General features: G+C 64.7%; 11 protein-coding genes and 1 pseudogene. 2 read left to right on the top strand and 10 right to left on the bottom strand.

Going from position 1 to position 13,678, the window contains the following annotated elements; genetic code table 11:
• Positions 1 to 147 precede the first annotated feature (147 nt).
• The 8 genes and pseudogenes from QA645_RS20605 to eno form a co-directional block, all read right to left on the bottom strand.
• Positions 148 to 1,530: a glycerophosphodiester phosphodiesterase family protein gene (locus QA645_RS20605; RefSeq protein ID WP_283052666.1), complete on the bottom strand. Its 1,383-nt coding sequence runs from the start codon at positions 1,528 to 1,530 to the stop codon at positions 148 to 150.
• Between the two features lie 163 nt (positions 1,531 to 1,693).
• On the bottom strand, positions 1,694 to 3,211 hold the full coding sequence (gene adh / locus QA645_RS20600) for an aldehyde dehydrogenase (RefSeq protein WP_254131732.1): 1,518 nt from the start codon (positions 3,209 to 3,211) through the stop codon (positions 1,694 to 1,696).
• A 134-nt stretch (positions 3,212 to 3,345) separates the two neighbouring features.
• On the bottom strand, positions 3,346 to 4,305 hold the full coding sequence (locus QA645_RS20595) for a GAF domain-containing protein (protein ID WP_254193908.1): 960 nt from the start codon (positions 4,303 to 4,305) through the stop codon (positions 3,346 to 3,348).
• Positions 4,306 to 4,505: 200 nt separating this feature from the next.
• Positions 4,506 to 4,823 carry a septum formation initiator family protein gene (locus tag QA645_RS20590; RefSeq protein WP_027529774.1) on the bottom strand — a complete coding sequence of 106 codons (318 nt, stop codon included), beginning with the start codon at positions 4,821 to 4,823 and terminating at the stop codon, positions 4,506 to 4,508.
• Positions 4,824 to 5,028: 205 nt separating this feature from the next.
• Positions 5,029 to 5,580, bottom strand: a complete 552-nt coding sequence (locus QA645_RS20585) for an NAD(P)H-dependent oxidoreductase (protein ID WP_283052655.1) — start codon at positions 5,578 to 5,580, stop codon at positions 5,029 to 5,031.
• Between the two features lie 195 nt (positions 5,581 to 5,775).
• Entirely contained in the window at positions 5,776 to 6,771 is a 996-nt protein-coding gene (locus tag QA645_RS20580) for an MBL fold metallo-hydrolase (protein WP_283052653.1), read from the bottom strand.
• Positions 6,772 to 6,882: 111 nt separating this feature from the next.
• Positions 6,883 to 8,021, bottom strand: a pseudogene (locus QA645_RS20575) (zinc-binding dehydrogenase).
• 34 nt (positions 8,022 to 8,055) lie between these two features.
• The gene (gene eno, locus QA645_RS20570; RefSeq protein ID WP_254131740.1) at positions 8,056 to 9,339 is read right to left on the bottom strand and encodes a phosphopyruvate hydratase; all 1,284 of its coding nucleotides are present in this window, start codon (positions 9,337 to 9,339) and stop codon (positions 8,056 to 8,058) included.
• Between the two features lie 128 nt (positions 9,340 to 9,467).
• Between eno and queF the strand changes: the two genes are divergently transcribed.
• Positions 9,468 to 9,944, top strand: a complete 477-nt coding sequence (gene queF / locus QA645_RS20565) for a preQ(1) synthase (RefSeq protein WP_254131741.1) — start codon at positions 9,468 to 9,470, stop codon at positions 9,942 to 9,944.
• 16 nt (positions 9,945 to 9,960) lie between these two features.
• On the top strand, positions 9,961 to 10,770 hold the full coding sequence (locus QA645_RS20560) for a substrate-binding domain-containing protein (RefSeq protein ID WP_283052650.1): 810 nt from the start codon (positions 9,961 to 9,963) through the stop codon (positions 10,768 to 10,770).
• A gap of 29 nt (positions 10,771 to 10,799) precedes the next feature.
• Here the strand turns inward: QA645_RS20560 and QA645_RS20555 are convergent, their stop codons facing one another.
• On the bottom strand, positions 10,800 to 11,252 hold the full coding sequence (locus tag QA645_RS20555; protein ID WP_254131743.1) for a universal stress protein: 453 nt from the start codon (positions 11,250 to 11,252) through the stop codon (positions 10,800 to 10,802).
• Positions 11,253 to 11,449: 197 nt separating this feature from the next.
• On the bottom strand, positions 11,450 to 13,543 hold the full coding sequence (locus tag QA645_RS20550) for a HAMP domain-containing methyl-accepting chemotaxis protein (RefSeq protein ID WP_254131744.1): 2,094 nt from the start codon (positions 13,541 to 13,543) through the stop codon (positions 11,450 to 11,452).
• Between the last annotated feature and the right edge of the window lie 135 nt (positions 13,544 to 13,678).

Here is a 13,678-nt window from a genome sequence, read left to right as displayed (position 1 = left end):
GGCCGAAATTTTGCAAAACCTTTGGCGCGGATCAGGCAACATTAGCTCCGCGCCAACGAGAGCTCTGCACGCAGACGAGGCAACGACATCGGACACGCATATCTCGGGGCGCTCGGCCCCGATGCCTGTTCGATTCGTATCCGGCGACTACCAGCCGAGTTCGCGCAGATAAGCCGCGCGGGCGGCAACGCCGGTATGGGTGAAGTCGGTGAAGACCCCATCGACGCCGAGACGGAAGAATTTGAGATATTCCAGAGCGGGATCGGCGTGATAGTCGGCCGCGAGATATTTCTTCTCGTTGCGGAACGTGAAGACGTGGACGAACAGGCCCAGCTTGTGCGCGTCGGCGATCAGGCTGGTTGCCTCCTGCGTCGATGCCTCCGGCGTCGAGCCCTTGTAGGGCGTGCCGTCGGCATTGGTATCCTTCCACGGCGCGATCTTGAGCGGAACGATATAGGCCTTCCACGGACCGATGCCATCGGCATAGGTCTTGATCTCGGCAAGGCCCGCAGGCGTCAGCATCGCATCATAAAGGCGCGCATCACCGGCCACCGTCCAGTCGAACGGACGGGAATTGGTGATGTTGTTGAGCAGGACCCTGCCGGTCTTGAAGTCGATGCCGTTGCCGTCGACGAGCTGGACCTGCCGCGTCTCCAGGCCATGGCTGCGCATATATTTCAGGCTGCCGGGCTCGAAGCTCTGGACCAGGATCGGCGCGTCCTTGGTGTTGAGGCCGTTGTCCTTGATGATCTTGATCAGGGCATCCTCGAGCGGATGGCTGCCGGGCGCGCCGCAGCCATTGGCGATGGCCTGGGCATTGTTCCAGGTCGGGTTCTTGGTTTCCGGATAGACCAGGATCGACCGCCCGGTCTCCTTGCTCTTGGCCTTGGCGATGTCGAGGACGTCCTGGAAGCTGATGACCGGGAATTTGCCGTTGAACAGCTTCGGCCGCTCATTGGCCGCATCGTAGGTGGTGCCGCCGATCCATTCCTTCAGCTCGGCCATGGTGAAATCGGTGATCGACCAGTCGTTGGTGTGGTCCTCACCGTCGACGATCAATGACTTCAGCACCGATTTGGGATCCGCTGGATCGGTGAGATCGACGAGATAGTCCGTGGGCGTGCCGGCAGCAGCCGGTGCCTTGACGCGCACGCCGGGCACCGTGCGCTTGCGGGCCGCGACCGCCGCATTGGTCTTGGCCACCTCGGCCACGTTGGTGTTGTCGGCGAGCCAGGGGTTGTGGCGTGCAACCAGCACGCAATCCTTGGTGAGGTGAAGGTCCTCTTCGAGCGCGTCGGTGCCGAGCGCGGCGGCGAGGTCATAGGAGGCCTCGGTCTCTTCGGGCACCAGTCCCGGCACGCCGCGATGTCCGAGGATCAGCGGCGCCTTTCCGTCGACGGTCAGGAAGGGTTTGGCGCCTGATGGCGCCGCCTGCGCAAAGGCGATCGAGGGTGCAAGCAACGCCAGGGCCGCCGCGCCGAGCAGCAATGCTCCGGTATGAATCTTCCGCTGCAAGGGATTGGTCGTCATGGCCGCGCCTCCGTCTGTGCCTGGCATCGCACTTTGTGCGATCGGGGCTGTCGTCTTGTCTCAAGACTCTGACAGATGGATGACGGCGGGGCGAGCGGTAGCCGATGTACACAGGCGGCGCCGCGATGACGCCGCCTGTGCCTTCCCAGTCGAAACCTGCCGATTAGAAGAAACCAAGCTTCTTCGGGCTGTAGCTGACCAGGAGGTTCTTGGTCTGCTGGTAGTGGTCGAGCATCATCTTGTGGGTCTCGCGCCCGACGCCCGACTGCTTGTAGCCGCCGAACGCGGCATGGGCGGGATAGGCGTGGTAGCAATTGGTCCAGACCCGGCCGGCCTGGATCGCCCGGCCGAAACGGTAGCAGCGATTGGCATCGCGGCTCCAGACGCCGGCCCCGAGGCCGTACAGCGTGTCGTTGGCGATCGCGAGCGCCTCGTCGTCAGTCTTGAAGGTCGTGACGGAGACGACGGGACCGAAGATCTCCTCCTGGAAGATCCGCATCTTGTTGTGACCTTCGAACACCGTCGGCTGGACGTAGAAGCCGCCGGCGAGATCGCCCGTGAGCTCGGCGCGCGCACCGCCCGCCAGCACCTTGGCGCCCTCCTGCTTTCCGATGTCGATGTAGGAGAGGATCTTCTCCAGCTGGTCGTTCGAGGCCTGCGCGCCGATCATGGTGTCGGCGGCGCGCGGGTCACCCTGCTTGATCGCGGCGACGCGCTTCAGCGCCCGCTCCATGAAGCGGTCGTAGATGTCGGCGTGCACGAGCGCGCGGCTCGGACAGGTGCAGACCTCGCCCTGGTTCAGCGCGAACATGACGAACCCCTCGATCGCCTTGTCGAAGAAATCGTCGTCTTCGGCGGTGACGTCGTTGAAGAAGATGTTCGGCGATTTGCCGCCGAGCTCGAGCGTGACCGGAATGAGGTTCTGGCTGGCATATTGCATGATCAGTCGGCCCGTCGTGGTCTCGCCGGTGAAGGCGATCTTGGCGATACGCGGGCTGGAGGCGAGCGGCTTGCCGGCCTCGAGGCCGAAGCCGTTGACGATGTTGAGCACGCCCGGCGGCAAGAGATCGCCGATGATCTCGGCCCAGACCATGATCGAGGCCGGCGTCTGCTCGGCCGGCTTGAGCACCACGCAATTGCCGGCGGCAAGCGCAGGCGCGAGCTTCCAGCAGGCCATCAGCAACGGGAAGTTCCAGGGGATGATCTGGCCGACGACGCCGAGCGGCTCGTGGAAATGATAGGCGATGGTGTCGTGGTCGATCTCGCCGATCGAGCCTTCCTGGGCGCGCACCACGCCGGCGAAATAGCGGAAGTGATCGATGGCCAACGGCAGGTCGGCGGCGCGGGTCTCGCGGATCGGCTTGCCATTGTCCCAGGTCTCGGCGACAGCGAGCCGTTCGAGATTCTCCTCCATGCGGTCGGCGATGCGATTGAGGATCGCGGCGCGCTCGGCAACGCTGGTGCGTCCCCACGCGGCCTTGGCGGCATGGGCGGCATCGAGGGCCGCCTCGACATCCTGCGCGTCGGAGCGCGCGATCTTGCAGACGATCTTGCCGGTCACCGGCGAGGCGTTGTCGAAATATTTGCCAGAGATCGGCGCCACGAACTTGCCGCCGATGAAATTGTCATAGCGTTCGGCGAACGGACTTTGGGTGACGCCGAGGAATTCTACCTTGTTCATTGATCACTCCCGATGTTGATGTTTGCGCAAATCGTCGTGTGTTCACGACTTGCGCCGACGATCTCGCGAGAGGTGATTTCTGTCAGCCCGGGCGGGAGCGATGGCCGGGCCGACCTGTCGCAGTTCTGCGACAGTCAGTGCTTCAGCTCGAACCGATTCAGCTTCCGGTGCAGCGTGGCGCGGCTGACGCCGAGGGCTTTTGCGGCGGCCGACACGTTGCCGCCGGCGCGCAACAATGCTCGCTGCAGCACCGCGCGCTGCCCGCCGGCGAGATGGTCTTGCGCAGGTTCGCCGCCGAGCAGGTCGGCCGCAGGCATCGGCTGCAAGGGGCGGCCCGGCGCAATCCCGAGCCCCGCCCTCGCCGTCCGGGTCGCACCGATCACGAGATCGTCCGCATCGACCGCGACGAGCCCGATGGACTGGCCGTCCGCGCCTTGCGTCAGCACGATGCGGGCATGGGCAAACGCGCGGCGAAACATATCGGCCTCGATGCGCTTCGCCGCATCGCCGGCCGCCAGCGCGATCAGATTGGAGAAGGCGTCGGTGCGGTCGGCGCGGCAGGAGGAGACATCGAGCACGCCGGCAAAGACCGCCTCGTGGTCGTAGATCGGAACCGCCGTGCAGCTGAGCAGCGTGTTGCGCGTGAAGAAATGCTGATCGCGGTCGATCGTCAGTGGCCGCTGCTCGACCACGCAGGTGCCGATGCCGTTGGTGCCCTCGTGCTCCTCGCTCCAGAGCGCGCCGGTCCACAAGCCCCATGATTCAAACGTCGCGTCGTCGGCCGGCGTGCCGCGGCGATCGACCGGGACCCCCTCACCGTCTGCGAGCAAGACGCAGCAGCCGGCGGCACCGACAGCCTGATAGAGCCGGTCCATGGCGCCCTGCGCGGCGGCGAGCAGCGGTGCGATGCGCTCGCGCGCCTGCCGCAACTCGGCCTCGCTCAGCCGCAGCGGCAGGCCGCGGCCAGCGGGATCGAGGTGATGCAATCGCGACGAACGGCGCCACGAGGCCACGAGCGCCGAGCGAGCCGCCTGGCCTGATGCAATGGCGGCTTCGACACGAGCCGCGTGATGCCGGGGCATTGACCCATCCATCACCGTTTCCTCCGGAAGGCAGTCTAGGCGGCGCCTCGCACGACCCGATTGATCTCCGTCAACCTTCGGCGGCATGGCGCCCGGACAAGGAATGCCTGCCCCGCCATATCGGCGTCAAGGCGGCAACCGGGCGCGGCTCTACGACTTTCGGAACAAGTGGGAACGGCTTTCGCGCGCCGTTTCGGATGCAGCGGAAAACCCTAGTTTTGCGGGATCATCCGAACGAGATCGTGCGGATTGACATAGTCGAGCTGGAACCGGGCCCGCTCGTCCAGCATATCGGGGTCGATCTTCTCGGTGCGCAAGAGCGAGACGCGCTGCTCGCTCCGGGCGCGCTCGCGCTTGAGCTGCGCCAGCTCGCTGGTCAGCGCGATGATCTCCTGGTCGAGCTCCTGGCGGGCGTTGAGGCCGTATTTGCCGGTGTAGGCGTTGACCCCGAAATAGCCGACGATGGCGGCCGCCATCGCATAGAGGGCAAGACCGGTCAGGATCGATTTCAGGCGCGCGCGGGAGACCATTTTGGCAAGATGGGCCAGCTTGGTTAAGGGAGTGATAACCGCCCCAGACTGATCGGCCCAACGGCCGCCAGACCCTCATGGTGAGGAGGCGCGAAGCGCCGTCTCGAACCATGAAGGCCCAACTGCCCCCGCGGCCATCCTTCGAGACGACCGCTACGCGGTCTCCTCAGGATGAGGACTGAATGCGTGGCCGCGGGTGGTTAGATCAGCCGTGATGCTTGGCCACGTGCGCCGCGAAAGCGTCGACGTAAGCCTGGAGCACGCCCTTCAGCGAGTCCTTCGCCAGATTGCCTTCGGCATCAAAGGCGTCGCCGACCGCGTTCAAATAGGTCTCGGGCTGCTGCAGGATCGGGCCGGCAATGCCCGGCAGGATGTTCTGCAGCGTCTTGGCGGCGCTGACGCCACCGAGCGGGCCCGGCGAGTTCGAGATGATGCCGACCGGCTTGCCGTTGAACGAGCTCTTGCCGTAGGGGCGCGAGGCGACGTCGATGGCATTCTTCAGGACGCCCGGGATGGCGCGGTTGTATTCCGGGGTCACGAAGATGACGCCGTCGGACTTCTGCAGCTTTTCGCGGAAGGCCAGCCAGTCGGCGGGCGGTGCACCCTCGAGGTCCTGGTTGAAGAAAGAGATGCCCTCGAGCGTCACGACCTCGAGCTTGAGAGACGCCGGCGCGAGCTTGGTGAGCGCCTTGGCGATCTTGAGCGAGAAGCTGTCCTTGCGCAGGCTGCCGGCGATCACGACGATGTTGTAGGCCATCAGATTATCCTTGGTTTGTCCTTGAAGCCCCGAGGGGGAAGTGCCGGGCGGCACTTAAGCGATCCGGGCCAATGGATGCAAGTGCATGAACCGGTCCGTTTTGGAAACGCTGAGTTTCGCGAAAGCAGATGGTCACCCAAAACAATCGGGCCGCCAAGCGGCGGCCCGATGTTTCGTGCAAATCTGAAAACCGGCTCAGATCGTCGGATTCCACGCCGACGGGATCAGGCGATATTTGGCGCCGTCCTTCTCGACATGGCCGACCGAGGGGAAGGTGAAGTGGAAGCCGATCACGGTCGCCTTCTCGGCGGCCGCCATGTCGTAGAACTTGTGACGGGTCTGCTGCGCCAGCGCGCCGTCGGTGTCGAAGGCGACGTGCCAGTCCGGATTGCGCAGGAACAGCTCGGGAATGTTGGTGACGTCGGACTGGATCAGCACCTTCTTGTCGCCCGAGGCGACTGCGAACGAGGTGTGACCGGGCGTGTGGCCGGGCGTCGCGATCGAAGTGATCCCGGACACGACCTCCTTGCCCCAGTCGTACTTCGTCACCTTGGACTCGATGCCGGCGAAGGTCTTCTTCACGTTGGCGAAGTAGTTCTTCATCATGTCGCTGGAGGCCTTGCCTGCGTTCTCCTCGCTGGCCCAGAACTCCCAATCTTTCACCGGCACCATGATCTCGGCATTCGGGAAGGCCAACGAGCCGTCGGCCAAACGGATGCCGTTGGTGTGATCCGGATGCAGATGCGACAGCAGCACGACGTCGATGCTCTTCGGGTCGACGCCGGCGGCCTGCAGGTTTTGCAGGGTGCGGCCGACGGCGCCCTTGCTGGGCTCGAGATTGGCGACGCCGTTGCCGGTATCGATCAGCACGAGCTTGGAGCCGGTGTTGATCAGCTGCGGATTGAACGGGACGGTGACCATGCCCTTCGGCATGTAGGCGGCGTCGGCAGCGGCGAGCGCCTCCTCCTTCGGAATGTTGACGACGAACTTGTCCGGCATTGGAAAGCTGCGCGCACCGTCATTGATCGAGGTGCACTCGAAGCTGCCGACCTTGTAGCGGTAGAAGCCCGGCGCCTGCGCGCCGGCTTGCGGCACCGCGGCATTGGTTGCGATTGGTCGCAGTCCGGTGATGGCGGCCGCGCCGACTGCAGCGGCGCCTGCGAACAAATGGCGGCGATTGAGATCGGTCATGGAGATGTCCCCTTCTGAGCGCGTTGCGGTTTTTCCGCTTTCAACGCGGCGGAATAATCTCCCGCTTCGCTCAGAAGGCAAGACCTCTTTTGGTTGAGCTGCCGCCGCAGATCACGAAGATTTATTTGGGTTGATGAGGAATTTTTCGCCGGTGGCGCGTTTGCCGTACACCGCGATGTTGGCGGGATCGAGCGCCTCCTGCAGCGACACCACCTTGGTGTAGTGGCTGGCAAAGGTGGTCTTCAATTCACTCACCACGCGCTGACGCAGACGGCCGATATCGGCTGGTCCGATCTTCTGCAGGAACGGGGTCAGGAGCCAGCCGCCAACGCCCCAGGCCATGCCGAAGCCACGCGGCAATTCGATCGGACGGATATCGAGCGCGCCATAAACGTAGACCTGCTTGTGCACGCTGGAGCCGTAACGGCTGTATTCCTTCGCGGTCTTGTTGATCGCGATTTCCATGCAGTTGAGGATGTCGCCGGCGAGCTTGCCGCCGCCGATGGCATCGAAGGCGATCGTGGCGCCGGTCTCGACCAGCGCATTGGTGAGATCGTCGAGGAAGCTCGGCTTGCTGGAATCGACGACATGCTTGGCGCCGATCTTCTTCAGGATGTCCGCCTGCTCCTGGTTGCGCACGATGTTCACGAGCGCGATGCCATCCTTGATGCAGATCTTGTTCAGCATCTGGCCGAGATTGGAGGCGGCCGCGGTGTGCACCAGCGCCTTGTGGCCTTCGCGCCGCATCGTCTCGGTCATGCCGAGCGCGGTGAGCGGATTGACGAACCAGGACGCCCCCTCGGCCGCCGTCGTGCCCTCGGGCAGCGGCTGGCAGTCCCTCGCCTTCAGGGTCCGGTACTGCGCGTACATGGCGCCGCCGATCATCGCGACCGTCTTGCCCATCAGCGCCTTCGCGGCATCGGACGAGCCGGTCTTGATGACGACGCCGGCGCCTTCATTGCCGACCGGCAAAGACTGGTCGAGCCGCGCGCCCATTGCGCGCATCGCACCGTCAGGCACCTTCGCGGTGATGACGGGCGCCTCTTTCGTACCGGACGCCCTGGCCGTGCTCATGTCGGCCGCGCCGACGAGCAGGCCGAGGTCGGACGGGTTGATCGGCGCCGCCTCGATGCGGACGACGACCTCGTCGTCCGCGGGCTCGGGGTCGGCACGTCCAGAAGCAGGATCTCGAGCTCTCCGCTTGTCTTGATCAGCGAACGCAGTTGCAGTCCGGTCTTGCCGTCGCTCATGTCGATCCTCCCCTGTCCTTGTTGAGACGCTGGCTTATGCCAGCGCCTTCAGTGCCGCCTTGCCGCCGTAGAGCGCCTGCTTGCCGAGCTGCTGCTCGATGCGGAGGAGCTGGTTGTATTTGGCGGTGCGATCCGAACGTGCAAGGGAGCCGGTCTTGATCTGACCGCAATTGGTGGCGACCGCGAGGTCGGCGATGGTCGAATCCTCGGTCTCGCCCGAGCGGTGCGACATCACCGAGGTGTAGCCGGCCTTGTGCGCCATCTCGACGGCGGCGAGCGTCTCGGTCAGGGTGCCGATCTGGTTGACCTTGATCAGGATCGAGTTGGCACGGCCGGCCTTGATGCCTTCGGCGAGACGCTTGACGTTGGTGACGAAGAGATCGTCGCCGACGAGCTGGCACTTCTTGCCGACGAGGTCGGTCAGCTCCTTCCAGCCGTCCATGTCGTCCTCCGACATGCCGTCCTCGATCGTGACGATCGGATAGCGGCCGACGAGGTCGGCAAGGTACTTGGCCTGCTCGGAGACCGAACGGGTCTTGCCTTCGCCTTCATAGACATACTTGCCATCCTTGAAGAACTCGGTCGAGGCGCAGTCGAGCCCGATCACGATGTCGGCGCCCGCCTTGTAGCCGGCCTTGCCGATCGCGTTCATGACGAACTCCAGCGCGGCGTCCGCCGACGGCAGGTTCGGGGCGAAGCCGCCTTCGTCGCCGACATTGGTGTTGTGGCCGGCCTTCTTCAGCTCCGACTTCAGCGTGTGGAACACTTCCGCGCCGTAGCGCAGGCCCTCGGCGAAGGAGGACGCGCCGACCGGGAGGATCATGAACTCCTGGAAGTCGATCGGGTTGTCGGCATGTACGCCGCCATTGATGATGTTCATCATCGGCACCGGCAGGAGCCGCGCCGAGGTGCCGCCGACGTAACGATAGAGCGGCATGTCGAGCGAGTTCGCGGCCGCCTTGGCGCAGGCGAGCGAGACGCCGAGGATGGCGTTGGCGCCGAGCCGGCTCTTGTTGGGGGTGCCGTCGAGATCGATCATGATCTGGTCGATCTGGGCCTGCTGCTCGACATCGAGGCCGCTCAGGGCCTCGAAGATCTCGCCATTGACGGCGCCGACCGCCTTGGTAACGCCTTTGCCGAGATAGCGGGCCTTGTCGCCGTCGCGCAGCTCGACCGCCTCATGGGCGCCGGTGGAGGCGCCCGACGGCACGGCGGCGCGGCCGAGCGCGCCATCTTCCAGCACGACGTCGACCTCGACGGTGGGATTGCCACGGCTATCGAGAATTTCGCGGCCGATGATGTCGATGATGGCGGTCATGAGGAGCCTCTTTTCGGGGAACAAAGGGGGCAGTTCGCGGCTGCTTCTACCGCAATGCATCGAAGCGGAAAAGGCCGGGTGACGGCCGGGCGATGATTGGCTAAGAGGGCCGCACCGGAGGCGGCCTCATGTCGAAAAAACCCAGCAAATCGAACAACTCACCCAGCTTGCAACTCGGCCGTGCCGTGGAATGGCCCGACGCGCCCGAGAAGGCCAAGCTCGACCGCGTGCCCAATCCGCAAGCCGGCACCGATTATCTGGTCCGTTTCACCGTGCCGGAATTCACCTCGCTCTGCCCGGTGACCGGCCAGCCCGATTTCGCCCATCTGATGATCGACTACGCGCCCGGCCAATGGCTGCTGGAGTCGAAATCGCTCAAACTCTACATCGCGAGCTTCCGCAACCACGGCGCCTTCCACGAGGACTGCACCGTGATGATCGGCAAGCGCATCGCTTCCGAGATCAAACCGAAATGGCTGCGCATCGGCGGCTACTGGTACCCGCGCGGCGGCATCCCGATCGACGTGTTCTGGCAGACCGGCCGCGTACCGAAGGGCCTGTGGGTGCCCGAGCAAGGCGTCGCGCCCTATCGCGGCCGGGGTTAGTTGGAGACCAATGACGATGACATCGATGTCTGCGAAATTCCGTGGCCTCGCCCTGAAGTTTGCCCTGGGCCTTCTCGGCGTCCTCTGCTTGACCAGCGCGTCGGAGGCTGCCGAGGTCCGCGTGATGATTTCGGGCGGACTGACGGCGGCCTATCAGGCGCTGGTGCCGGAGTTCGAGAAAGCCACCGGCAACAAGGTGCTGACCGCCTACGGGCCGTCGATGGGCACCACCGCCAACGCGATCCCGGTCCGGCTCGAACGCGGCGAGCCGGCAGACGTGCTGATCATGGTGGGCTACGCGCTCACTGATCTCGTCGGCAAGGGCAAGGTCGTGGCCGGCAGCCAGGTCGACCTGACGCGGTCGCCAATCGGGGTCGCCGTGAAATCGGGCGCGGCTAAGCCGGACATCAGCTCGGTCGACGCGGTCAAGCGCGCGTTGCTGGAGGCGAAGACGATCGCCTATTCCGACAGCGCCAGCGGCGTCTACGTTTCGACCGAGATGTTCAACAAGCTCGGCATCGCTGAAGCCATGAAGGACAAGGCGCGAAAGATTCCGGCAACGCCGGTCGGCGAGATCGTCGCGCGCGGCGAAGCCGAGCTTGGCTTCCAGCAGATCAGCGAATTGAAGCCCGTGAAGGGCATCGACATCGTCGGCCCCCTGCCCAAGGAAATTCAGCAGATCACGATCTTCTCGGCCGGGATTGCAACCGTCTCCAAGGAACAAGAGGCTGGCCGCGCCTTGATCAAGTTCCTTTCCTCACCCGCGGCGCACGAGGCGATCATCGCGAGCGGCATGGAGCCGATCTCGGCGGACGGCGCAAAATAGCGCGTCGCGGCCGTCAGGCCTGGCGGCGACTACGGCACGACCAGGACCGGTACGCTTCCGTTGACGAGAACTTCGGACGTCTGGCTTCCCAGAAACAGCTTTCTGAGGCCGCGCCGCCCATGAGAGGCCATGACGATCAAGTCGCAGCCTCCAGACTTTGCCGTCTCGACGATCGCAGTGGCCGGGTGCGCATTGGGGACGTGGACGAGTTCGACCGACAGCCCGCTCCGCTCGGCCATGGCTCGCGCTTCATCGAGCACTTTGCCTGCCCGCTCCCTGCAGGCCGCATCAAAACTATCAACCTCTCGCTGCGACGGAACCCATCCCGAATCGTGTCCGCCGCCAAAATCGATCGGCAGCGGTTCAGTCACGGTGACGATTGTCGCTTTGGCCTTCAAGGCCTTTGCCAGAGCAATTCCATGCTCGACACCTTTTCTTGCGACATCCGAACCATCGGTGCTCAAGAGAATATTGGCGTACATTCGGTGGCTCCCTGCTGCCTGCCCCCGCCTGCCCCTCGCAAGTGATGCCTGCGAATATGATCCGATCCTCGGCCCCGGTCTATTCGCTTTTATCTTAATCTCGATATCCCTCATGGCGCAGCGACGCGCTCATTTCGCGCGTTCTGCGACCACGTTTGCAGCAGGCTCAGTGTCCAGCTGCTGTTCCGATCAGCGCCTTAGGCCACCTCACGCACCCTGGTGATGAAGCTGTCGACCTCGCCCGTCAGCGATGACGACTGGCTCGACAGGTCGGCGGCCGCCTTCAGCACGCCGGAGGCCGCGCGGCCGGTCTCGTTCGCGGCCGACGAGACGGTTGCGATGTTGCGCGTCACCGTCGAGGTGGCTTCGGCCGTGTGCTGCACGGTGTTGGCGATCTCGGCGGTCGCCTTGTTCTGCTCCTCGATCGCCGCCGCAATGGTGCGATTGATTGTCGAGACTTCCTCGATGGTCTTGACGATGCCGTCGATGGCGGAGACCGCCTTCTGCGTCGCGCCCTGGATCTCCGTGATCTGGGCGCTGATCTCCTCGGTCGCTTTCGCCGTCTGCGACGCCAGGTTCTTCACCTCGCTCGCCACGACCGCAAAACCGCGTCCGGATTCGCCCGCACGGGCGGCTTCGATCGTCGCGTTCAAGGCCAGCAGATTGGTCTGGCCCGCGATCGAGGTGATGAGGCCGATGACCTCGCCAATGCGGTCGGCGCCGTCGGCGAGCGCGCGCATGGTGCTGTCGGTCTCCCTGACGGTGACGACCGCATGCTCGGTGGCGCGGCTCGCCTGCTCGACCTGGCGGTTGATCTCGCGGATCGAGGCATTGAGCTCCTCGGCCGCCGCCGCAACCGTCTGCACGCCGCCGCCGACCTGGTCGGCCAGCGTCGAGGCCGAGCCGGCCTGAGCCTGGGCTTCCGCCGCGGTGCCCGACATCGAGCGCGCCGTCGTCTCCAGCTCGCCCGAGGCGCTCGACAACGTCTGCACCATCTGGCCGATCCGGCTTTCAAACTGCCGCACCAGCCCCGTGAGTTCGCTCGCACGCTTCTCCTTGTCGGCGCGCTCAGCCGCCTGATCGCCCGAGAGGCGCTCGGCGTTGATCATGGCCTCCTTGAACACCTGTAAGGCCGACGCGATGCGGCCGATCTCATCGTTGCGGTCGAGACCCGGGACGTCGCTCGCGAAATCACGATCGGCAAAGCGCGTCATCACGCCGGTGATCGCGGTCAACGGCCGGGTCACGCGGTTGCGCATCAGCATCAGGCCACCGATCATCAGCGCCAGCGAGGCCGGCATCAGGAGACCGAACAGGATCAGGGTGAAACGGGCGCGCGAGGCGCCCTCCTCGGCCCGCGAGATCATGTTGGCCAGCGCGGTCTGCGTGACGATGACGACGTTGTTGGCGCCGACAAGCTGACGGTCACGGTAGTCGATGCCGGCAACGCCGGCAGGCTCACCGGCGAGCAGCTTGGTCGCAATCGCATTGCGCTCGTCGCTGAGCGCGCCGGAGATTTCCGGCTCGGCGGTGCGGATCGCCTGCAACAGCTCGGGCGAGGCCACGTTCGGGCTGAGGTCGCGCACCACCAGCCAGGACTGCTGGATGCGACCGCGCAGATCGGCGAAGGTAACGCCGTCCGCCGCGGTCCAGGTCTTGTTGGCCAGGATCGAGGAGAACTGGACGAGAATGGTCTGGCCGGCATTGGCGCGGGCCTGCCAGGAGGCCTGCTTGGCGATCAGGAGGCGATCGACCACGGGGTCGATCAGCGTCATCGCATTGTCGACATGGGCGGTGACGTCGCCGATCGCATCCATGAAGCCGTCGCTGATCTTGGCCCAGCTCGGCTGCAGGCTGGCTTCACGCGCCCCCTTCTCCTGCTTCAGCGCAGTGATCGCGCGCGGCCGCAGCTCCTCGAGCTGCGCCCAGATCCCGCGGAGCTTGTCGAGCTTCTCGCTGAGGCCGGGCGCATCGACCGCGGCGAGGCTCTGCAGGGCCTGCGCATAATTCTTCTGCACGGTGGCGCGCTGCTCGGAGAGGCTGCTCATGACGCTGTCGGGCGCGGGCGAGGCCGAGGCCAGATAGCTCAGCGTGTCACCGCGCTCCAGGCGAAAGATCACCAGCGTGTTGGTCAGGTCGCGGCTCGCAATCGTGAGCGAGACGATGCGGTTGCTGTCCGAATAGCGCGTCACCGCCAGCTTCAGGGCGTAGGCGCAGATGACGACGAGGATGAGACCGAGAGACCCAACCACCGCTCCGAGAATGCGGGCGACCGAACGCTGTTTTTGCATCGACTGATCCACAGATGTTGCCGCCGGCTAGCGGTTCGGACGGCACTCTACGGAGCGAAGCATGAGATTTGATTTAAGATTGAAGGGGTTTGGCTACCGCCGTCCCACGGGAAAATACGGGGATCGGCAGCGAAA

Origin of the sequence: Bradyrhizobium sp. CIAT3101 (assembly GCF_029714945.1) — a bacterium.
In the GTDB taxonomy this organism is placed as follows: domain Bacteria; phylum Pseudomonadota; class Alphaproteobacteria; order Rhizobiales; family Xanthobacteraceae; genus Bradyrhizobium.
The sequence above is the reverse complement of the archived record's forward strand: the minus strand, read 5'-3'. Positions and strand labels throughout refer to the sequence as shown.